General features: G+C 60.7%; 19 protein-coding genes. 16 read left to right on the top strand and 3 right to left on the bottom strand.

Going from position 1 to position 20,704, the window contains the following annotated elements; all coding sequences use genetic code 11:
* Positions 1-15 precede the first annotated feature (15 nt).
* From BK665_RS31255 to BK665_RS31195, 11 genes are all read left to right on the top strand, one after another.
* Positions 16-771 (top strand): DeoR family transcriptional regulator, encoded by a 756-nt coding sequence (locus BK665_RS31255; protein ID WP_123410327.1) that lies wholly within the window; start codon positions 16-18, stop codon positions 769-771.
* Between the two features lie 297 nt (positions 772-1,068).
* Positions 1,069-2,607, top strand: a complete 1,539-nt coding sequence (gene glpD, locus BK665_RS31250; RefSeq protein WP_123410326.1) for a glycerol-3-phosphate dehydrogenase — start codon at positions 1,069-1,071, stop codon at positions 2,605-2,607.
* Between the two features lie 451 nt (positions 2,608-3,058).
* Positions 3,059-3,973, top strand: coding sequence for a glutamate/aspartate ABC transporter substrate-binding protein (locus BK665_RS31240; protein WP_123410325.1), 915 nt, complete (start codon positions 3,059-3,061; stop codon positions 3,971-3,973).
* 193 nt (positions 3,974-4,166) lie between these two features.
* Positions 4,167-4,913 (top strand): amino acid ABC transporter permease, encoded by a 747-nt coding sequence (locus tag BK665_RS31235; RefSeq protein WP_123410324.1) that lies wholly within the window; start codon positions 4,167-4,169, stop codon positions 4,911-4,913.
* A complete protein-coding gene (locus tag BK665_RS31230; protein ID WP_123410323.1) occupies positions 4,913-5,584 on the top strand; it encodes an amino acid ABC transporter permease in 672 nt (223 codons plus the stop codon). The genes BK665_RS31235 and BK665_RS31230 overlap by 1 nt, the downstream gene beginning before the upstream one ends.
* Positions 5,581-6,315 (top strand): amino acid ABC transporter ATP-binding protein, encoded by a 735-nt coding sequence (locus BK665_RS31225; RefSeq protein WP_123410322.1) that lies wholly within the window; start codon positions 5,581-5,583, stop codon positions 6,313-6,315. The genes BK665_RS31230 and BK665_RS31225 overlap by 4 nt, the downstream gene beginning before the upstream one ends.
* Positions 6,316-6,530: 215 nt before the next feature.
* Complete coding sequence (gene aauS, locus BK665_RS31215) at positions 6,531-8,432, top strand: two-component sensor histidine kinase AauS (RefSeq protein ID WP_123410320.1); 1,902 nt, start codon at positions 6,531-6,533, stop codon at positions 8,430-8,432.
* The gene (aauR, locus tag BK665_RS31210) at positions 8,429-9,757 is read left to right on the top strand and encodes a two-component response regulator AauR (RefSeq protein WP_123410319.1); all 1,329 of its coding nucleotides are present in this window, start codon (positions 8,429-8,431) and stop codon (positions 9,755-9,757) included. Before aauS ends, aauR begins: the two co-directional genes overlap by 4 nt.
* Before the next feature lie 8 nt (positions 9,758-9,765).
* Positions 9,766-10,095, top strand: coding sequence for a GlpM family protein (locus tag BK665_RS31205; protein ID WP_185076702.1), 330 nt, complete (start codon positions 9,766-9,768; stop codon positions 10,093-10,095).
* Between the two features lie 255 nt (positions 10,096-10,350).
* A complete protein-coding gene (locus BK665_RS31200) occupies positions 10,351-10,725 on the top strand; it encodes a DMT family transporter (protein ID WP_123410360.1) in 375 nt (124 codons plus the stop codon).
* Complete coding sequence (locus tag BK665_RS31195) at positions 10,718-11,119, top strand: DMT family transporter (protein WP_123410361.1); 402 nt, start codon at positions 10,718-10,720, stop codon at positions 11,117-11,119. The genes BK665_RS31200 and BK665_RS31195 overlap by 8 nt, the downstream gene beginning before the upstream one ends.
* Before the next feature lie 125 nt (positions 11,120-11,244).
* Here the strand turns inward: BK665_RS31195 and BK665_RS31190 are convergent, their stop codons facing one another.
* The gene (locus BK665_RS31190; RefSeq protein ID WP_123410317.1) at positions 11,245-11,997 is read right to left on the bottom strand and encodes a MipA/OmpV family protein; all 753 of its coding nucleotides are present in this window, start codon (positions 11,995-11,997) and stop codon (positions 11,245-11,247) included.
* 219 nt (positions 11,998-12,216) lie between these two features.
* Here BK665_RS31190 and BK665_RS31185 point away from each other — a divergent pair, with 219 nt between their 5' ends.
* The 5 genes from BK665_RS31185 (at position 12,217) to BK665_RS31165 (ending at position 18,441) form a co-directional block, all read left to right on the top strand.
* The gene (locus tag BK665_RS31185) at positions 12,217-12,915 is read left to right on the top strand and encodes an HAD-IB family phosphatase (protein ID WP_123410316.1); all 699 of its coding nucleotides are present in this window, start codon (positions 12,217-12,219) and stop codon (positions 12,913-12,915) included.
* Entirely contained in the window at positions 12,908-14,302 is a 1,395-nt protein-coding gene (locus BK665_RS31180; RefSeq protein WP_123410315.1) for an aspartate aminotransferase family protein, read from the top strand. Before BK665_RS31185 ends, BK665_RS31180 begins: the two co-directional genes overlap by 8 nt.
* The gene (locus BK665_RS31175; protein WP_123410314.1) at positions 14,299-15,177 is read left to right on the top strand and encodes an alpha/beta hydrolase; all 879 of its coding nucleotides are present in this window, start codon (positions 14,299-14,301) and stop codon (positions 15,175-15,177) included. The genes BK665_RS31180 and BK665_RS31175 overlap by 4 nt, the downstream gene beginning before the upstream one ends.
* Positions 15,178-15,290: 113 nt before the next feature.
* Complete coding sequence (locus BK665_RS31170) at positions 15,291-17,063, top strand: sensor histidine kinase (RefSeq protein WP_123410359.1); 1,773 nt, start codon at positions 15,291-15,293, stop codon at positions 17,061-17,063.
* On the top strand, positions 17,053-18,441 hold the full coding sequence (locus BK665_RS31165; protein WP_123410313.1) for a sigma-54-dependent transcriptional regulator: 1,389 nt from the start codon (positions 17,053-17,055) through the stop codon (positions 18,439-18,441). Before BK665_RS31170 ends, BK665_RS31165 begins: the two co-directional genes overlap by 11 nt.
* Before the next feature lie 132 nt (positions 18,442-18,573).
* On the opposite strand, the gene BK665_RS31160 is transcribed toward BK665_RS31165, so the two are convergent.
* Both BK665_RS31160 and BK665_RS31155 read right to left on the bottom strand, forming a co-directional pair.
* Positions 18,574-19,239, bottom strand: coding sequence for a DsbA family oxidoreductase (locus tag BK665_RS31160; protein WP_123410312.1), 666 nt, complete (start codon positions 19,237-19,239; stop codon positions 18,574-18,576).
* 391 nt (positions 19,240-19,630) lie between these two features.
* Positions 19,631-20,650, bottom strand: coding sequence for an alpha/beta fold hydrolase (locus BK665_RS31155; protein ID WP_123410311.1), 1,020 nt, complete (start codon positions 20,648-20,650; stop codon positions 19,631-19,633).
* Positions 20,651-20,704: the final 54 nt, after the last annotated feature.

Below are 20,704 nucleotides of genomic sequence, written 5' to 3'. Positions count from 1 at the left end.
CCCAAAGGAAGCCCCATGAATCTGCCTCCCCGTCAGCAGCAAATCCTCGAACTGGTCCGCGAACGCGGCTATGTCAGCATCGAGGAAATGGCTACGCTGTTCGTCGTTACACCGCAAACCATCCGCCGCGATATTAATCAGCTCGCGGAAGCCAATTTGTTGCGTCGCTACCATGGCGGCGCAGCCTACGATTCCAGTGTCGAAAACACCGCCTACGCCATGCGCGCCGACCAGATGCGCGATGAAAAGCAGCGTATCGGCGAAGCCATCGCGGCCCAGATTCCCGATCACGCCTCCCTCTTCATCAATATCGGTACGACGACGGAATCGATTGCCCGGGCGCTGCTCAACCACAACCACCTGAAAATCATCACCAACAACCTGCACGTCGCTTCGATGCTCAGCGCCAAGGACGATTTCGATGTCCTGCTGACCGGCGGCAATGTGCGGCGCGACGGCGGTGTGGTCGGCCAGGCGAGTGTCGACTTCATTAACCAGTTCAAGGTGGATTTCGCCCTGGTCGGCATCAGCGGTATCGATGAAGACGGCAGCCTGCTCGACTTCGATTACCAGGAAGTGCGGGTGTCCCAGGCGATCATCGCCAACGCCCGGCAGGTGATTCTGGCGGCGGACTCCAGCAAATTCGGGCGCAACGCCATGATTCGCCTGGGGCCGATCAGCCTGATTGATTGCCTGGTGACTGATCAGCAGCCGGTGCCGGCGCTGGCGCAGTTGTTGATTCAGCACAAGATTCGCCTGGAAGTGGTTTAACCCGCGCCTCCATCTTCGGCGCCTATTCCGGCGCCTTCGCGAGCAAGCCCGCTCCCACAGGTTCAGCGCAACCCTTGTGGGAGCGGGCTTGCTCGCGAATACGCTCGCCCATGCGACGCATCTTTCGCGGCTTACCGCGCCTCTAAATGTTCGTAAATTTTCCTTTAGCCGCCCTTCGATCAGTATTTTCAATCGAAGTTGACTGGCTGTGCGCCGCTTTATGGGCTACCATTTTCGCAAATGAACATTAATGTTCGAATTCAAATATCGAAAATCATAAAAGCCCGAGGCCAGCCGATGCCCACTTCTACCTTGCCTACGCCCCCTCTCGCCGAGGTCTACGATATCGCCGTCATCGGCGGTGGGATCAATGGCGTGGGGATCGCAGCGGATGCCGCCGGTCGCGGCCTCTCGGTGTTCCTTTGTGAAAAAGACGACCTGGCCAGCCATACCTCGTCGGCCAGCAGCAAGCTGATCCACGGCGGCCTGCGCTACCTCGAACATTACGAATTCCGCCTGGTGCGTGAAGCCCTGGCCGAGCGCGAAGTGCTGTTGGCCAAGGCCCCGCACATCGTCAAGCAGATGCGCTTCGTGTTGCCGCACCGTCCCCACCTGCGTCCCGCGTGGATGATCCGCGCCGGTTTGTTCCTTTATGACCACCTGGGCAAGCGGGAAAAACTGGAAGGTTCGAAAAGCCTGAAGTTCGGCCCGGACAGCCCGCTGAAAAGCGAAATCACCAAGGGCTTCGAATATTCCGATTGCTGGGTCGACGATGCGCGCCTGGTTGTGCTGAACGCCATGGCCGCTCGCGAGAAAGGCGCCCACGTTCACACCCAGACCCGTTGCGTCAGCGCCCGCCGCACCAAGGGCCTGTGGCACCTGCACCTGGAACGCACCGATGGCAGTCTGTTTTCGATTCGCGCCAAAGCGTTGGTAAATGCTGCCGGGCCATGGGTCGCCAAGTTCATTCGCGACGACCTGAAGATGGATTCGCCATACGGCATCCGCCTGATCCAGGGCAGCCACCTGATCGTGCCGAAACTGTACGAAGGAGAACATGCGCACATTCTGCAAAACGAAGATCAGCGCATCGTCTTCACGATTCCGTACCTGAACCACTTCACCCTGATCGGCACCACCGACCGCGAGTACACCGGCGATCCGGCCAAAGTGGCGATCACCGAAGGTGAAACCGATTACCTGCTGAAAGTGGTCAACGCCCACTTCAAGAAGCAAATCAGCCGCGACGACATCCTGCACAGCTATTCCGGTGTGCGTCCGCTGTGCAACGACGAATCCGACAACCCGTCGGCCGTTACCCGGGACTACACCCTGGCGTTGTCCGGCAGTGGCGAAGAAGCGCCGCTGCTGTCGGTGTTCGGCGGCAAGCTGACCACCTACCGCAAACTGGCCGAGTCGGCGCTGGCGCAACTGGCCCCGTACTTCAGCCAGATCAAGCCGAGCTGGACCGCTACGGCGACCCTGCCCGGCGGCGAAGACATGACCACCCCGCAAGCACTGTGCGCGAAGATCCGCGACCAGTTTGACTGGGTGCCGACCGAAATCGCCCGCCGCTGGGCCACCACCTACGGCAGCCGCACCTGGCGCATGCTCGAAGGCGTGCAGAGCCTCAGCGACCTGGGCGAACACATCGGCGGCGGTCTCTACACCCGCGAAGTCGATTACCTGTGCAGCGAAGAATGGGCCACCACCGCCCACGACATCCTGTGGCGCCGCAGCAAACTCGGGCTGTTCACCACCCCGGATGAACAGCAGAAACTGGCGGATTACCTGAGCAAGGTCGAGCAGAACCGCAGCAAGATCGAAGCGGCCTGATCGGGAAACCGGTTAAACGAAAGCCCCTGAATCGAGAGATTCAGGGGCTTTTTGCAATCTTGATCACACCACCTATCCCCTGTGGGAGCGGGCTTGCTCGCGAAAGCGGTGTGTCAGCTAAATCAATGTCGACTGATACACCGCATTCGCGAGCAAGCCCGCTCCCACAGGGGGGATTTCGGTGTTCTGTGGATTTCATTCGGTTTTCCGAACGCGACCTGTCAGTCGATTCGGTTAACCGGATTATTCAGCAGCCAATTAATCGCCATAAATATTTAATACCCTTATAAATCAATAGCTTGATCCATGCGCCCTGGTCTGGCACGAGTCATGCTCTACACTCTTGGACGAATGTATTGTCGAGCTCACCCTGCGGGTGCCGCCACGCATTCGAAGCACAAAAGGGCCGACAAACTGGCTCCATAAAAAAAACAATGTCGAGGAAAATTTGATGCGCATCGTTCCCCATATCCTGGGCGCAGCCATTGCTGCCGCTCTGATTAGCACTCCAGTTTTCGCTGCCGAGCTCACCGGCACACTGAAGAAGATCAAAGAGTCCGGTGTGATCACCCTCGGGCATCGTGATGCTTCCATTCCGTTTTCCTACATCGCAGATGCTTCCGGCAAACCGGTCGGCTACTCCCACGATCTGCAACTGAAAATCGTCGAAGCCATCAAGAAAGACCTCGATTTGCCAAACCTCCAGGTCAAATACAACCTGGTTACCTCGCAAACCCGTATTCCGTTGGTGCAGAACGGCACCGTGGACGTCGAGTGCGGCTCCACCACCAACAACGTCGAGCGTCAGCAGCAAGTTGACTTCTCCGTCGGTATCTTCGAAATCGGTACTCGCCTGCTTTCCAAAGCGGATTCCAAGTACAAGGACTTCGACGACCTCAAAGGCAAGAACGTCGTGACCACCGCCGGCACCACGTCCGAGCGCATCCTCAAGTCGATGAACGCCGACAAGCAGATGGGCATGAACGTCATCTCCGCCAAAGACCATGGCGAGTCCTTCCAGATGCTGGAATCGGGCCGTGCCGTTGCGTTCATGATGGACGACGCCTTGCTGGCCGGTGAAGCCGCCAAAGCCAAGAACGCGAAGGACTGGGCCGTTACCGGTACTCCACAGTCCTACGAAATCTACGGTTGCATGGTCCGCAAGGGCGACGAGCCGTTCAAGAAGGCTGTCGACGACGCCATCGTGGCCACCTACAAGTCGGGCGAGATCAACAAGATCTACGAAAAATGGTTCATGCAGCCAATCCCGCCTAAAGGCCTGAACCTGAACTTCCCGATGAGCGATGAGCTCAAGGCCCTGATCGCCAATCCGACCGATAAAGCGGCTGACGACAAGAAGTCCTGATTCCTGACTAACCTTATCTCCTGAAAGGGCCACTGCCCTTTCAGGGGTTTGTCACTCCCTGCTGGCATATTTTGGAAACACTCGAACCGGTGGCTGTCGAGCCGCTCGTGTGTGCCTGGCTTTCAAAGTCAGGCGGGAACGGAGCTTCCCCAGGCGGGCACTTGTACATTGATCGATCCGAGGGGAGACCCTAATGAATTACAACTGGGACTGGGGCGTGTTCTTCAGGTCCACCGGGGTGGGCAGCGAGACTTATCTCGACTGGTACATCTCCGGGCTGGGCTGGACCATTGCCATCGCCGTCGTGGCCTGGATTATCGCGCTGACGCTGGGCTCGATCCTGGGTGTCATGCGCACCGTGCCGAACCGCGTCGTATCGGGCATCGCGACCTGCTACGTCGAACTCTTCCGTAACGTACCGCTGCTGGTTCAGCTGTTCATCTGGTACTTCCTGATACCCGACCTGCTGCCGCAAAACCTGCAGGACTGGTACAAGCAAGACCTGAACCCGACCACCTCGGCGTACCTGAGCGTGGTCGTGTGCCTGGGCCTGTTCACCGCCGCCCGGGTTTGCGAACAGGTTCGCACCGGCATCCAGGCCCTGCCCCGTGGCCAGGAATCCGCCGCCCGCGCCATGGGTTTCAAGCTGCCGCAGATTTACTGGAACGTGCTGCTGCCCCAGGCCTACCGCATCATCATTCCGCCGCTGACCTCGGAATTCCTGAACGTGTTCAAGAACTCGTCGGTGGCCTCGCTGATCGGCCTGATGGAGCTGCTCGCGCAGACCAAACAGACCGCCGAGTTCTCCGCCAACCTGTTCGAAGCCTTCACCCTGGCCACGCTGATTTACTTCACCCTGAACATGAGCCTGATGTTGCTGATGCGCCTGGTCGAGAAGAAAGTCGCCGTACCGGGCCTGATCTCGCTAGGGGGTAAATGATGGAATTCGATTTCTCGGGCATCGTCCCGTCCCTGCCGGGTTTGTGGAACGGCATGGTCATGACCCTGCAATTGATGGCGCTGGGCGTGGTCGGCGGGATCATCCTCGGCACGATCCTCGCGCTGATGCGCCTGTCCCACAACAAACTGCTGTCGAACCTGGCTGGCGCCTACGTTAACTATTTCCGTTCGATTCCGTTGCTGCTGGTCATCACCTGGTTCTACCTGGCGGTGCCGTTCGTGCTGCGCTGGATCACCGGCGAAGACACTCCGATCGGCGCATTCGCCTCGTGCATCGTGGCGTTCATGATGTTCGAAGCCGCGTACTTCTGCGAAATCGTCCGGGCTGGCGTGCAATCGATCTCCAAGGGCCAGATGGGCGCCGCCCAGGCCCTGGGCATGACTTACGGCCAGATGATGCGGTTGATCATCCTGCCGCAAGCGTTCCGCAAGATGACCCCGCTGCTGCTGCAACAGAGCATCATCCTGTTCCAGGACACCTCCCTGGTGTACGCGGTCGGTCTGGTGGACTTCCTCAATGCTTCGCGTGCCAGTGGCGACATCATCGGTCGCTCCAATGAGTTCCTGATCTTTGCAGGTCTCACGTACTTCACAATCAGCTTTGCCGCCTCGCTGCTGGTCAAGCGTCTGCAAAAAAGGTTTGCCGTATGATCTCTATCAAGAACATCAACAAGTGGTATGGCGACTTCCAGGTGCTGACTGATTGCAGCACCGAGGTCAAAAAAGGCGAAGTGATCGTTGTCTGCGGCCCGTCGGGCTCGGGCAAATCGACCCTGATCAAATGCGTCAACGCCCTGGAACCGTTCCAGAAAGGTGACGTGGTGGTCGATGGCACGTCCCTCGCCGACCCGAAAACCGACCTGCCGAAACTGCGTTCGCGCGTAGGCATGGTGTTCCAGCATTTCGAGCTGTTCCCGCACCTGTCCATCACCGAAAACCTGACCATCGCGCAGATCAAGGTATTGGGCCGCAGCAAGGAAGAAGCCACCAAGAAAGGCCTGCAACTGCTCGAACGCGTCGGCTTGTCGGCCCACGCCCACAAGCACCCCGGCCAACTCTCCGGTGGCCAGCAACAGCGTGTGGCGATTGCCCGGGCGCTGGCCATGGACCCGATCGTCATGCTGTTCGACGAACCGACCTCGGCGCTGGACCCGGAAATGGTCAACGAAGTGCTCGACGTGATGGTGCAACTGGCCCACGAAGGCATGACCATGATGTGCGTGACCCACGAAATGGGCTTTGCCCGCAAAGTGGCGGATCGCGTGATTTTCATGGACCAGGGCAAGATCATCGAAGACTGCAAGAAAGAGGAGTTCTTCGGCGACATCAGCGCCCGCTCCGAACGTGCGCAGCACTTCCTTGAGAAGATTTTGCAGCACTAAAAGCAATACACCGAACTCTGTGGCGAGGGAGCTTGCTCCCGCTGGGTCGCGTAGCGGCCCCAAAACCGGCAAACGCCTGCTGTCTGACACACCGCATTGGCCGGTTTACGACTGCTTCGCAGCCGAGCGGGAGCAAGCTCCCTCGCCACAGGTCCGCGTTCGACTGGAAACCAGAGCAAGCCTGTTGCCACGCTGGTTGACCCAAGGCATCTGTGATGAAATGCGACCCCACTCTCTATCGCGCCGCGCCGCCATCACTCGCCGTGAAACCCCGTCTGGTACGCCATCTGTTCCTGCCGCCACTGGTCATCGCCCTGATGATCGGATTGGGCTATATCGGCTTCTGGGTCAGTGAACATTACGGGATTCGCAGCCTCAGCGAGAATGGCCAGCGTCAGTTGGAACTGCACGCCCGCGCCGTCGAGAGCGAGATCAGCAAGTACACCTATTTGCCCAGCCTGCTGGAGCTTGAATCCAGTGTTTCGAAATTGCTGGACGACCCGACGCCGGAAACCCGGCAAACGGTCAACGAATACCTTGAAGGCCTGAACCGGCGCAGCCGCAGTCGGGCCATCTACGTCATGGACACCACCGGCCGCGTGCTTGCCACCAGTAATTGGCGCGACGTCGACAGTTACCTCGGTGAAGACCTGTCCTTCCGCGCCTACTTCCAGAACGCCGTGCGCGGTCAGCCGGGGCGGTTCTATGGCATCGGCAGCACCAACGGCGAACCCGGCTATTACCTGGCCCATGGCTTGGAAGAACACGGCAAGATCATTGGCGTCGCCGTGGTCAAGGTCCGGCTCGAAGCCATGGAAGAACGCTGGCAACGGGCACGCCTGGAAGCCTTCGTCAGCGATGAGAACGGCATCATCATTCTCTCCAGCGACCCGGCGCGCCGCCTCAAATCCGTGGTGCCGCTGAGTGACGAAACCAAGGAAAAACTTGCGCGCAGCCTGCAGTACTACTGGTTCCCGCTGAACGAATTGCAACCCCTGGCCCGGGAAACCCTGGCCGAAGGCGTGGAGAAGCTGACCTTCCCCGCCAACAGCGAATTGGCTGCCGACGAACAAAACATCACCTACCTGGCCCAGACCCGGCCCTTGAGCGACACACCGTGGAATTTCACCCTGCTCACGCCCCTGGCGGATTTGCGCCGTGAAGCGATCAACCAGGGGATCCTGGTGGCGGTGGCGTTTGCTTTGGTGGCGTTCCTGTTGATCGCCTGGAACGAGCGGCGCAAGGTCATCGCCACGCGCCTCGCGGCCCGGGAAGCCTTGCAGGAAGCCAACAATCAACTGGAGCGTCGGATTACCGAACGCACCACCGACCTGCGCGCCAGCAACGAACGGCTCAAGGGCCAGATCCGCGAGCGACGTCAGGCCGAAGAGACCTTGCGCCGCGCTCAGGATGAGCTGGTCCAGGCCGGCAAACTGGCGGCCATCGGCCAGATGTCCACCAGCATCGCCCATGAACTGAACCAGCCGTTGGCGGCGCTGCGGACCTTGTCCGGCAACACCGTGCGTTTCCTGGAGCGCGGGCAACTGGATGTCGCCAGCACCAATCTCAAGACCATTAATGAGCTGATCGACCGCATGGGCCGGATCACCGCCAGCCTGCGGTCCTTCGCCCGCCGTGGCGACGACAAGGGCCAGGCCAGCCTCGGCAAAGCGGTGGACGCCGCCCTGCAACTGCTCGGCAGTCGCATGGAAAGCGTTCATCTGGACCTGCACCACGACTTCAACGACGTGCAGGTGCAAATCGATCAGACGCGATTGGAGCAAATCCTGGTCAACCTGATCGGCAATGCCCTCGACGCCATGCACGCCCAACCGCTGCCGGCGCTGTGGCTGGAAGGCGAAGAGTACGACGGCAAATATCGCCTGCGGGTGCGCGACAACGGCCACGGCATCGACGCTGAAGCGCGCAAGCACTTGTTCGAACCCTTCTTCACCACCAAACCCGGCGAACAGGGCCTGGGCCTCGGCCTGACCCTTTCCGCCAGCCTGGCCGCGGCCACCGGCGGCCACTTGGGTGTCGAACACCCGGCCAGCGGTGGCACCACCTTCGTCCTCAGTTTACCGTTGGTAAGCCCCACGTCCGCCGAGCCAATATGAACAACGACCTTAGTGTGCTGATCGTCGAAGACGACCCCCATGTGCTGCTCGGCTGCCAGCAGGCGCTGACCCTGGAAGACATTCCCTGCGTCGGCGTCGGCAGCGCCGAAGAAGCCCTGGAGCGGGTCGGCGACAACTTTGCCGGGATCGTCATCAGCGACATTCGCCTGCCGGGCATCGATGGCCTGGAACTGCTGACCCGGCTCAAGGCCCGGGACCGCAGCCTGCCGGTGGTGTTGATCACCGGTCACGGCGACATCTCCATGGCGGTCGGGGCGATGCAGAAAGGCGCCTACGATTTCATGGAGAAACCCTTCTCCCCGGAACGCCTGGTGGACGTGGCCCGCCGCGCCTTGGAGCAACGCAGTCTCGCTCGCGAAGTCTCCTCGCTGCGCCGGCAACTCGCCGAGCGCGATTCCCTGGAAGGCCGGATCATCGGCCGCTCGCCGGCCATGCAGAACCTGCGGGAACTGATCGCCAACGTCGCCGATACCTCGGCCAACGTGCTGATCGAAGGTGAGACCGGCACTGGCAAGGAACTGGTCGCCCGCTGTCTGCATGACTTCAGTCGCCGCCACACCAAACAATTCGTCGCGCTGAACTGCGGCGGCTTGCCAGAGAATCTGTTCGAAAGCGAAATCTTCGGCCACGAAGCCAACGCCTTCACCGGCGCCGGCAAACGGCGGATCGGCAAGATCGAACACGCCGACAACGGCACGCTGTTCCTCGACGAAGTGGAAAGCATGCCGCTGCCATTGCAGATCAAACTACTGCGGGTGTTGCAGGAACGCACCCTCGAACGCCTCGGTTCGAACCAGAGCGTGGCGGTGGATTGCCGGGTGATCGCGGCGACCAAATCCGATCTGGACGAGTCGAGCAAAAAAGGCGAATTCCGCAGCGACCTGTATTACCGCCTCAACGTGGTGACCCTGGAATTGCCGCCGCTGCGGGAACGTCGCGAAGACATCCTGCAATTGTTCGAACACTTTCTACAGCAGTCGTCCCTGCGCTTCGACCGCGCCGTGCCCGAGCTGGACAACCAGACCCTGTCCAACCTGATGAGCCACGACTGGCCGGGCAACGTGCGCGAACTGCGCAACGTTGCCGAGCGTTTCGCCCTCGGTTTGCCGGCGTTCAAGAAGTCCGGCGCCAGCGGCAGCAACCAGGGCCTGGCCTTCGCCGAAGCAGTGGAAGCCTTCGAACGTAACCTGCTCAACGACGCGTTGCAGCGCAGCGGCGGCAACCTGACCCAGGCCAGCCTGGAACTGGGCATGGCCAAGACCACGCTGTTCGACAAAGTGAAAAAGTACGGGTTGAGTCACTGATGGACCTGATTCTAAAAGCCGCATTAGGCGCCGGCGTGGTGCTGATCCTCGCCGCCCTGGCCAAGACCAAAAACTACTACATCGCAGGCCTGGTGCCGCTGTTTCCGACCTTTGCGTTGATCGCGCACTACATCGTCGGCAAGGGCCGCTCGGTGGAGGATCTGAAGACCACCATCGTGTTTGGCATGTGGTCGATCATTCCGTATTTCGTGTACCTGGCCACGTTGTACGTGATGGTGGACCGGATGCGGCTGGAGGCTTCGCTGGCGGTGGCGGCAGTAGGCTGGTTGATCGCCGCGACGGTGCTCGTGACGGTTTGGGTTCGCCTCCACACCTGATCACCTGACCACCACAACCCAATGTGGGAGCGGGCTTGCTCGCGAACGCGGTGTGTCAGTTATCGCATTCGTTGACTGACCCACCGCTTTCGCGAGCAAGCCCGCTCCCACAAGGGAACTGATGCGCTGATGCCTGGCCCGCCCCTTGCATTTACCCCCAAAGCCCTCCCGGCCGGCCTTCATGTTCGATGACGCCGGTGTCCGGGAGCGTCCGCCAAAGGGTGAATCCTGACTGTGCCTATCCTCGATCCCGACCTGACGTTCACCGTCGTCCTGCTGGTCGCCTTTTCCATCGTGCTCGATGTCGTTGGCCAGCTCTGTTTCAAGCTTGGCCTCGACCGTTTGCCGGAACTCGAAGGCGGGTTTCGGCTGAGCGCGTTCTGGGGCCAGGTGTTCAATGCGCCGCTGCTGTGGTGCGGGATCGGCGCTTATACCCTGGAGTTTTTCGTCTGGCTGGAGGCCTTGTCCCGGGCGCCCCTGAGCCTGCTGTTTCCGGCCGGTGCCCTGGCCTATTGCGGTGTGGTGCTGGCGGGCAAAGTGGTGCTGGGGGAAACCGTCAGCCGTCGACGCTGGCTCGCGACCTTAGTGATTACGGCGGGCGTGATGCTCGTGTGTGCCGGCCATGCGTGATTCGAAATCGATGGATTGGCTGCATGGGCGGCTGGGCACGATCGTGCTCTGGGCACTGCTGATTTTCCTGGAAAGTGCCGGGCAGATTGCGACCAAGGTCGGCGGGGATCAGATCGGGCAGATGACCTTTACCCTGCATTGGCTGCAAGCGGTGATCGTCGACCCCGGCGTGCTGTTTGCGGTGGGCTGCGGTATCGGCGCGTTCTTTGTCTGGATGCTGATCTTGCGCCGTAGCAGCTTGTCCCTGGCGTTTCCCCTGAGTTCGCTGGTGTTTGTCGGCGTGTTGCTGGGGTCTTGGCTGGGATTGGGCGAGCAGATAAGCGTGCTGCACTGGGTCGGGGTGGCGGTGATTATTGGCGGGATTGCGTTGTTGGCCGAGGGTGAACAGAGTTAGCTTTGCGCTGAATTAAAGGACGCCTTCGCGAGCAAGCCCGCTCCCACAGTTGATTTGTGTCGTTCACAAAACCAATGTGGGAGCGGGCTTGCTCGCGAAGGCGCCAGCCCGGCCAATGAAATTCTCTAGTCGAACTTATAGGCCACCGCCGCCTGCACTTCCCCCTGATCCTGTTGCCCGACCTGTTTGACTATGCTGCTGTCCGCCGCCGAGCCGCTCAGGTGAATCCAACTGGCACTGGTCAGCAACGACCAATGCGCCGCCAGCGGGAATTCGAAACTCTGGGTCAACGCCACGTTCTGCAACCCACCGCCGGCGTTGTACCGGGCGATGCCCGAGGCCTGCGACTCAGCACCGCTGACGCCGAAAAACGCCTGATTCTGCTGGCCATCGGCAAAGTGTGCAGTCAGGTTGCTGCTGCCAATCACCCCGCCACCCATTGGGTAACCGATCTCGCCACCTAACCGTCCGACCACGCCGTCAGGCCCGCCAACCGCCTCGCCTACCGAAGCAAACACCCGCCAGAAATCAGCCGGCGCGTACTGCACGAAACCACCAACGACGCCCATATCCGGCACATCGTGCAAGCCCTGCAAACTGCCATTGGCGGTACGCCCCGGCAGGTAATTGGCGAACGGTCCGGCGCTGAAACCGTTGAGCTTCAAGGCACTCCAGGTCATCCCGTCGTCGGTGCTGAGGCTGACATCCCCCCAGTCCAGATCGAAATACGGCACCGGTCGGACTTCGTGGCGACTGCCGGTCGGGTCGTGGGGCTGATAGCTCAACCCCGCGCCGGCCTCCCCGGTAATACCATCGGCCAAAACATTGGCTGACACACACGCCAGCGCCGCAAACAGAGCAACCGTAATCCTCGACATGAGGCATTTCCTTAACAAGACATGCGCGCATCAATCCTCTTTTAGCCGGCCCTGCGCAAGCACTCATGTTGTTTGTAGCGACCTACAAAAATTGTAGCTTCGCCGACACACAACCCCGCCAGAACCCCGTAAATACGGGGCCAAACCCGATTGGCACAGTCCCTGCTCTACCCCTTTGGCAAGCGCAAACAGCGCGCCCTGCCCCAATAGGTAATGCAGATGAATGATTGGCATATCGTGTGTGATTTCGACGGGACCATCACCCGCACCGACGTGATCGACAGCATCCTCCAGCGCTTCGCCGACCCGAGCTGGGAAGCGATCGAAGACGAGTGGCTGCAAGGCGACATCGGTTCCCGTGAATGCCTCAGCCGCCAGCTCTCGCTGGTCAAGGCCACGCCGACCGAACTGCTCGCGTTTTTCGACACGATCGAAATCGACCCGGACTTCCCCGACTTCGTCGACCAGGTAATCGGCCTCGGCGCCACCCTCGAAGTGGTCAGCGACGGCATCGAGCAAGGCATTGCGCGGATTCTGGCGCGCAACTACGTGACCCTGCTGCCGATCCTCGCCAACCGCCTGCGCCAACTCGGCCACGAGAGCTGGCGCATCGACTTCCCGTATTCCAGCGACGCCTGCCGCGCCGCGTCCGGCAACTGCAAATGCAAGTCCACGCCCAAGGGCAAACGGGTGCTGGTGATCGGTGACGGTCAGTCGGACATGTGCGTCGCCGCCAGCGCCGATTTCGTGTTCGCCAAGGATCGCCTGGCCGAGCACTGCGAGCGCAACGGCATCGCATACGCGCGCTTCGACAGCTTCGCCGAACTCTCGGCCCTGCTGGCCAAATTGCCCGCCGCCAGCAGCGCCAACTCCACCCCTTTCAACGTCGAAACACAGGAACTCTTCCATCATGTCTGATATTCGAATCGCGACCGCCGAAGACCAGATCCTTCTGGATAAAGAAGCCAAATACTGCTCCTACGGCGACACCGTGCACTACATCGACCCGCCGCGCATTTTCAGCCGTTGCGAAGGTTCCTACGTGTGGGACACCGAAGACCAGGCCTACCTCGACCTGCAAATGTGGTACTCGGCGGTCAACTTCGGTTACGCCAACCCGCGCCTGAACAACGCGCTGAAACAGCAGATCGACACCCTGCCGCAGATCGCCAGCCAGTACCTGCACAAAGGCAAGATCGAGCTCTCCGAAATGATCGCCGTCGATGCCAAGAAGAAGTTCGGCCTCGACGGTCGCGTGCACTTCAACGTCGGCGGTTCGCAGTCCATCGAGGACTCGCTGAAGGTCGTGCGTAACGCCACCAACGGCAAGAGCCTGATGTTCGCCTTCGAAGGCGGCTACCACGGCCGTACCCTCGGCGCGTCGTCGATCACCTCCAGCTACCGCTATCGCCGCCGCTACGGCCACTTCGGCGAGCGCGCCAATTTCATCCCGTTCCCGTACCACTTCCGCGGCCCGAAAGGCATGACCAAGGAAGAATACGGCAGCCATTGCGTGCAGCAATTCGCCCGTCTGTTCGAGACCGAATACAACGGCGTGTGGGACCCGAAAGTCGGCCAGAGCGAATACGCAGCGTTCTACGTCGAACCGATCCAGGGCACCGGCGGCTACGTGATCCCGCCTATGAACTTCTACAGCGAACTCAAGCACGTGCTGGATCAGCACGGCATCTTGATGGTGGTCGATGAAATCCAGATGGGCTTCTGGCGCACCGGCAAGCTGTGGTCGATCGAACACTTCGACGTCAAACCGGACGTGATCGTATTCGGCAAGGCGCTGACCAACGGCCTCAATCCGCTGGGCGGCATCTGGGCTAAGGAAGAGCTGATCAACCCGAAAATCTTCCCACCGGGTTCGACTCACTCGACTTTCGCCTCCAACCCGCTGGGCACGGCGGTAGGCCTGGAGATGTTCAAGATGACCAGCGAAGTCGACTACGGCGCAATGGTCATGGCCAAGGGCAAATACTTCCTTGAAGGCCTGAAAGACTTGCAGAAACGCTACCCGATCATAGGCGACGTCGATGGCCTGGGCCTGGCCCTGCGCTGCGAAATCTGCGGCCCGGACGGTTTCACTCCGGACAAGGCCACCCTGGATTTCATGGTCGACGAAGGCATGAAGGGCGACATCGAAATCGATGGCAAACGCCTGGGCCTGATCCTCGACGTGGGCGGCTACTACAAGAACGTGATCACCCTGGCCCCGTCGCTGGAAATCAGCTACCCGGAAATCGACCTGGGTATCGCCCTCCTCGACCGTCTCCTGCACCGGGCGATGAAAAGATGATGCATGACGAGATCGATATGGGCGAAGGCAGCGCCGGTTTCGTTCTCGGCTCGGGCGAGGTCGCGGTGGTGTTGATCCACGGCCTCACCGGCACCCCGACGGAACTGCGTCGGGTGGCCATGGGCCTGGCGAAAGCCGGGCACACGGTCTACGTGCCGACCCTGGCCGGGCACTGCGGCGGTAATGCCGACCTGCAAGCCACCGGTTGGCGCGACTGGTACGAGAGCGCGCGCAATACGTTCGTTGGCGTGCGGCGCAAACATGAACATGTGTTCGTCGGTGGCTTGTCCATGGGCGCGGTGCTGTCGATGTATCTGGCCGCCGAGCACCCGGGGCAAATCGAAGGCTTGCTGCTGTACTCCACGACCTTGCGCTACGACGGCTGGAGCATCAACAAACTGGCGTTCCTCACGCCGTTGCTGATGCGCATCCCGTTCGGCGTGCACCTTTGCAGTTTCGAAGAAAAGCCGCCCTACGGCATCAAGAATGAACGCCTGCGGGCCATCGTCGAGCGGCAGATGAAGGAAGGCGAAAGCAGCGCCGCCGGTTTGCTGACCATGGAAGGCGTGACCGTACGCGAACTGCATCGCCTCAACGCGGTGGTGAAAAAGTGCATGCCGTCGATCACCACCCAGGCGCTGGTTCTGCACTCCATCGAGGACGACATCACCAGCCGCTGGAATGCCGATTACGTGGAACGCAAACTCGGCGGGCCGGTGGTCAAGGTGCTGCTCGACGACTGCTATCACATGATCACCGTCGACCTGCAATATCGCCGGGTGATTGAACTGAGCGTGGACTTTATCCAGCAGCGTTTCATCCAGCAGCGCTCCACCCCGCGACCTTTGCGCCGGGAATATCGGCAACTGGCCTGAGCCCATGGCGCGCCCGGTTGCAGACGGGTCGCCACCGGCGGGGCAATGTCGGCTACTGTATTGAACCAGGCAACACAATTGATCCCGCCATGGCTTTCGACAAGCGAAACCCGATGACCAAACACCGACCTGCCACCGCCCGACCCTTCGCCCTCTCCGGCTGGAGCCTGCAACGCAAACTGGTCCTGGCCTTCTGGCTGGTCAGCGTGATCCCGACCATGATCGCCGCTGAACTCGCGGCCACCACGCTGTCGCAGATTTTCGACAGCAACGTGCGCATCTGGCTGCAGGAATCGACCAAGATCGTCGAAGACGAGATCAGCGAAATCCTGCGCGACAACGCCCGGGCAGCGCAGTTGTTTTTGCGCTACACCCAGCCACCCATCGATAAAGCCTCGGTACGCCACGACCGGCTGACCACCGACATCGCCGATTCCATGGGCATCGATGTGGTCGCCCTGGTGCGCAACAGCGATCACAAAGTGGTGTTCAGCACCGCCGCCGATGACATCGTGCGCCAGATCAGCACCGCGCCCAAAGCCGTGCTGCAAACCCTGCAAATCGGCGGCGTGGCGACCGGCACCGTGGTCTCGACCTTTGAAACCGAACAGGACGGCGTCGATTACAAACTGGTGATTGCCACCTACCTCGACAACAGTTTTCTGACCAGCGTCTCCGATGTGCACTCCCTGGATTTGCGCCTGTACCTGGCCAAGGGCGATGACTTTTCCGAGATCTTCTCCAGCCAGCGTTTCGAGGATCACCCGGCGGCCGTACCGGCGAATATCGAAAAAATCCTGCGCACAACCAAACAGCCGACCGAACAATTCACCAGTCGTTACAGCGGTATCTACCGGCCGATCCTGAATGAAAATGGCGATCTCCAGGGCGTGATTTTCAGTGGTCTGTTGCGCCATACCAGCCTGGTGGGGCTGGTGAATCAGAGCAACCTGTTCATCCTGATTTTCATCCTCAGCTCGGCGGCGTCCCTGGCGGTTGGCTGGCTGGTATCCCAGCGGCTGACCAAACCATTGCGCGGACTTTCCAACGGTGTACAAGCGGTGATTGCCGGGGATTATCGCCAACGTTTGCCGGTGACCGGCGGCGATGAATTGGCCGAGTTGAGCAGCACCTTCAACCACATGAGCGAACGCCTGGGCGAGCTGCAACACCTGGAATCGCAACTGCGCCGCCGCGACCGTCTGCATGCGCTGGGCGAAGTCGCCATGGGCCTGGCCCATGAAATCCGCAACCCGTTGGGCATCATCAAGACCGCGACCCAACTGCTGCACCGGCGCGCCGATTTGCCCGAAACGGACAAGCGTCACCTGGAGTACGTGGTCAGCGAAGTCAGCCGGATCAACGACCTGATCACCGATTTCCTCGACTTCGCCAAACCCAGCGCCCCGCTGCGCACCACGCAACCGGCGCGACCGCTGGTGGATGAGCTGGTGGGGTTCTGCGCCCCGGAACTGGCCAGCCACAACATCGAAGTGCTGATCGACGACCAGGCCCCTGGCGCGACCCTGTACGCCGATGCGCGCCAGCTCAAGCAGGCCGGGCTGAACCTGATCGTCAACGCCATCGACGCCATGCCCGACGGCGGCCACCTGACCTTGGGCATCAACCGTGATGCCACGAACACCATCATCAGCGTGGCGGACACCGGCCAGGGCATCGAGCCGGACATGCTCGAACGCATTTTCACGCCGTTCGTGACCACCAAGGCCTCGGGCACCGGCCTGGGTCTGGCCAAGGTGTTTTCGATCATGGAAAACCATGACGGGCACATCGAGTGCACCAGCGAAAAAGATGCCGGCGCCACCTTCAGCCTGTACATTCCGACCCATGGCGAAGACATCGACGAGGCAAGCGATGACACATAACGTACTGGTGGTCGACGACGAGCCCAAGCTCTGCGACCTGCTGGCATCGGCCCTGAGTCAGAACGGCATCACCGTATTCACCGCCGGCAATGGCCTGCATGCGCTCAAAGTGCTGGAGTGCGAGGACATCGACCTGGTGATCAGCGACTGGCGCATGCCCGGCATGGACGGCCCGCAATTGCTCGCAGAAATCAAAACCCGGTTTCCGCAGTTGCCGGTGATCGTGATGACCGCCTACAGCACGGTGAAAAACGCCGTGCAATCGATGCGCAACGGCGCCTTCGACTACATCGCCAAGCCGTTCGATATCGATGAGCTGGACATCACCGTCAGCAAGGCCCTGCAATTTCGCGACATCCTCAAAGACAACCAGCGCATGCGCGCCGAACTCGACGAACACCAGCAGATCGACAGCCTGGTGGGCGACAGCCCGAGTTTTCGCCGGGTGCTGCACGCCATCGATTCGGTACGGGAAAGCAACGCGACGATTCTGCTGACCGGCGAAAGCGGCACTGGCAAGGAAATGGTCGCCCGGGCCATCCACAAACACGGCAACCGCGCCGACAAACCGTTCGTGGCGGTCAACTGTGCGGCGATCCCCGAAGGCTTGCTGGAAAGCGAAATGTTCGGCCATCGCAAAGGCGCGTTTACCGGCGCCGTGGCGGACCGGATCGGGCGTTTCCAGCAGGCGGACAAAGGCACGCTGTTTCTCGATGAGATCGGCGAAATGCCCTTGGCGTTGCAGGCGAAAATCCTCCGCGCCTTGCAGGAACGGGTGATCGAACCAGTGGGCGATCCCCGGGAGCGCAAAGTCGATGTGCGGGTGATCGCCGCCACCAACAAAAACCTGCTGGACGCGGTGGCCAACAAGGAATTTCGCGAAGACCTGTATTACCGCCTCAACGTGTTCCCGATCCCGCTGCCGGCCCTGCGCGAACGGGTCGAAGACATCGCCCCGCTGGCCCGGCACTTCGCTAACACGCTGGGTGCTGCGGCGGGTAAACGCTTCAGTGGTTTCAGCGCCGAGGCGTTGCAGGCCATGGCCAATTATTCGTGGCCGGGGAATATTCGCGAACTGCAAAACTGCGTGGAGCGCGCGACCATCGTCGCCAGTGGCTCGGTGATTGAAGAGGACGATCTGCCGGCGTATCTGTTTGCCTCACGGCCCGCCGACGGGGGCGTGCTGATTGAACACAACGGCGTGCCGGCGGACCTGGAAGCGGCGCTGGCAGAAGTCGAGAAAAGCTACATCCTGGCGGCGTTGCAACAAAGCAATGGTGTGCAGGCCGCGGCGGCGCAACTGATCGGGATCTCCGAGCGCAGCTTCTGGTATCGCCTGAAAAAACTGGGGATACATGTGGACAAAATCGTGCGCTGATCAAGCCATCACCCAAATCCCCTGTGGGAGCGGGCTTGCTCGCGAAGGCGATGTGTCAGCTACAGGGTTGTCGACTGACACGCCGCCTTCGCGAGCAAGCCCGCTCCCACAGGGACTGCACTCGTCGCAGGATCAGCTTACTTTCCCGCCCTTGGCCTCGCTCATGATCTGCCGGATCGCCCCGACAAACGTCTCCACCGGTTGCCCGCCCGTGACCGCGTATTGCCCGTTGAACACCACCGTCGGCACCGAACTCACGCCGCGGGACAGCCACAACTGCTCTTCTTCTTTCACTTCCTGGGTGTATTCATCCGACGCCAGAATTGCCTCGGCCCGCTGCCGGTCCAGCCCCACGCTTTCGGCGATCTGCGCCAGTTGTTGATGATTGGAAGGATTGCCGCCGTCGGTGAAGTACGCCTTGAACAACGCTTCTTTCAGATTGAACTGCAGCCCTTCCAACCCGGCCCAGTAGAGCAAGCGATGGGCGTCGAAGGTGTTGTAGATGCGGCTGTTGCCGTCGGTGCGAAAGGCAAACCCGACCTCGGCGCCACGGGCGCGGATCATCTCGCGGTTTGTCTGCGATTGTTCGGGGGTGGAGCCGTACTTTTCGCTGATGTGTTCGGTGATGTTCTGGCCGTCGGGACCCATGTTCGGGTTCAGCTCGAACGGCTGGAAACGGATCTCGGCCTGCACCTCGTCGCCCAGCAAATCCAGCGCCTTGGTCAAGCCGTACAGCCCGACCACGCACCAGGGGCACGACACATCGCTGACAAAATCGATTTTCAGGGAATTACTCATCGCAGACCTCGCAGGCTGTTTTGCGCCGGAAAGCTCGAACAATACACCCGACGGCCCGGCCTCCACACCTCCCCTGTAGGAGCAAAGCTTGCTCGCGAAGAGGCCATCACATTCAACATGAATGTCGCCTGACACACCGCCACCCTGTAGGAGCAGAGCTTGCTCGCGAAGAGGCCATCACATTCAACATGGATGTCGCCTGACACACCGCCACCCTGTAGGAGCAGAGCTTGCTCGCGAAGAGGCCATCACATTCAACATGGATGTTGGCTGACACACCGCTTTCGCGAGCAAGCTTCGCTCCTACAGGGTTCGGGGTGTGTCAGTCAGCATCGATGGGCAGGTAGACCGCTTTCGCGAGCAAGCCCGCTCCCACAAGGGGATTGGCGGGTTACAGGAGATTGGGGCTGGCCACCGGCTCAATCTGCGCCCAATGCGAGGTGTCTTCACGGTGGGTTTGCAGGTACGGCAACACCGCCGCCAGCAACGGCGCCTTGAACGCTTCCTGGAAGCGATGGGCCATGCCCGGGATCAGTTTCAACTGACTGCCGCGAATGTGCGCCGCCAGGTGTACGCCGTGCATCACCGGCAACAACGGGTCCGCCGTGCCGTGCACCACCAGGGTCGGCACGCGCAACTGGTTGAGCAATGCCACCCGGCTCGGTTCGGCGAGGATCGCCATGATCTGGCGCTTCACGCCTTCGGGGTTGAAGGCCCGGTCGTAGGAGGCCGCCGCCTGCTGCAACAGCACCTGCCGATCATCGCTGACCGACGGGCTGCCCAAGGCCGCTAGCAAATCGGCTTGCTGGGCCAACGCGATATCCCGCGTCGGTGCCCCCCGACGGGACAACAACTGCACCAACGCCGCACTCGGTGGCGGCAAGCCTTCGGCGCCGGAACTGGTCATGATCAGCGTCAGGCTCTCGACCCGCTGCGGCGCCATGGCCGCCATGTGCTGGGCAATCATCCCGCCCATGCTCGCGCCCAACACGTGGAATTGCTGAACGTGCAAGGCGTCCATCAGTCCCAGCGCGTCGCCGGCCATGTCGGTCAACGAGTACGGCGCCGACACCGGCAAGCCGAGTTTGTAGCGCAGCACTTCAAAGGTCAGGTTGGCGTTTTCCGGGGTCTGGCGCCAAGTGGACAGGCCCACATCCCGGTTGTCGTAGCGAATCACCCGAAACCCCTGCTGACACAAGGCAACCACCACCTCGTCCGGCCAGTGGATCAACTGCCCGCCCAGGCCCATCACCAGCAATAACGCCGGATCAGAGGCACGGCCAATGCTCTGGTACGCCAGGCTGACCTGCTCCAGGTCGACATGTTCAGTCGGGACATTGACATCGCAACGCGATGCCGCAAAAGAAGGCAGGCTGAAAAGCAGCGCTGCCAGGAATAGAAATACACGCATTGAAAAACACCGAAACGCAGAACCCCAGTAGAGCGCGAGTCTGATGAAGTTTGT

It is taken from the genome of Pseudomonas frederiksbergensis, assembly GCF_003732665.1.
Taxonomy (GTDB): domain Bacteria; phylum Pseudomonadota; class Gammaproteobacteria; order Pseudomonadales; family Pseudomonadaceae; genus Aquipseudomonas; species Aquipseudomonas frederiksbergensis_G.
This window is presented reverse-complemented; position numbering and strand designations above follow the sequence as displayed.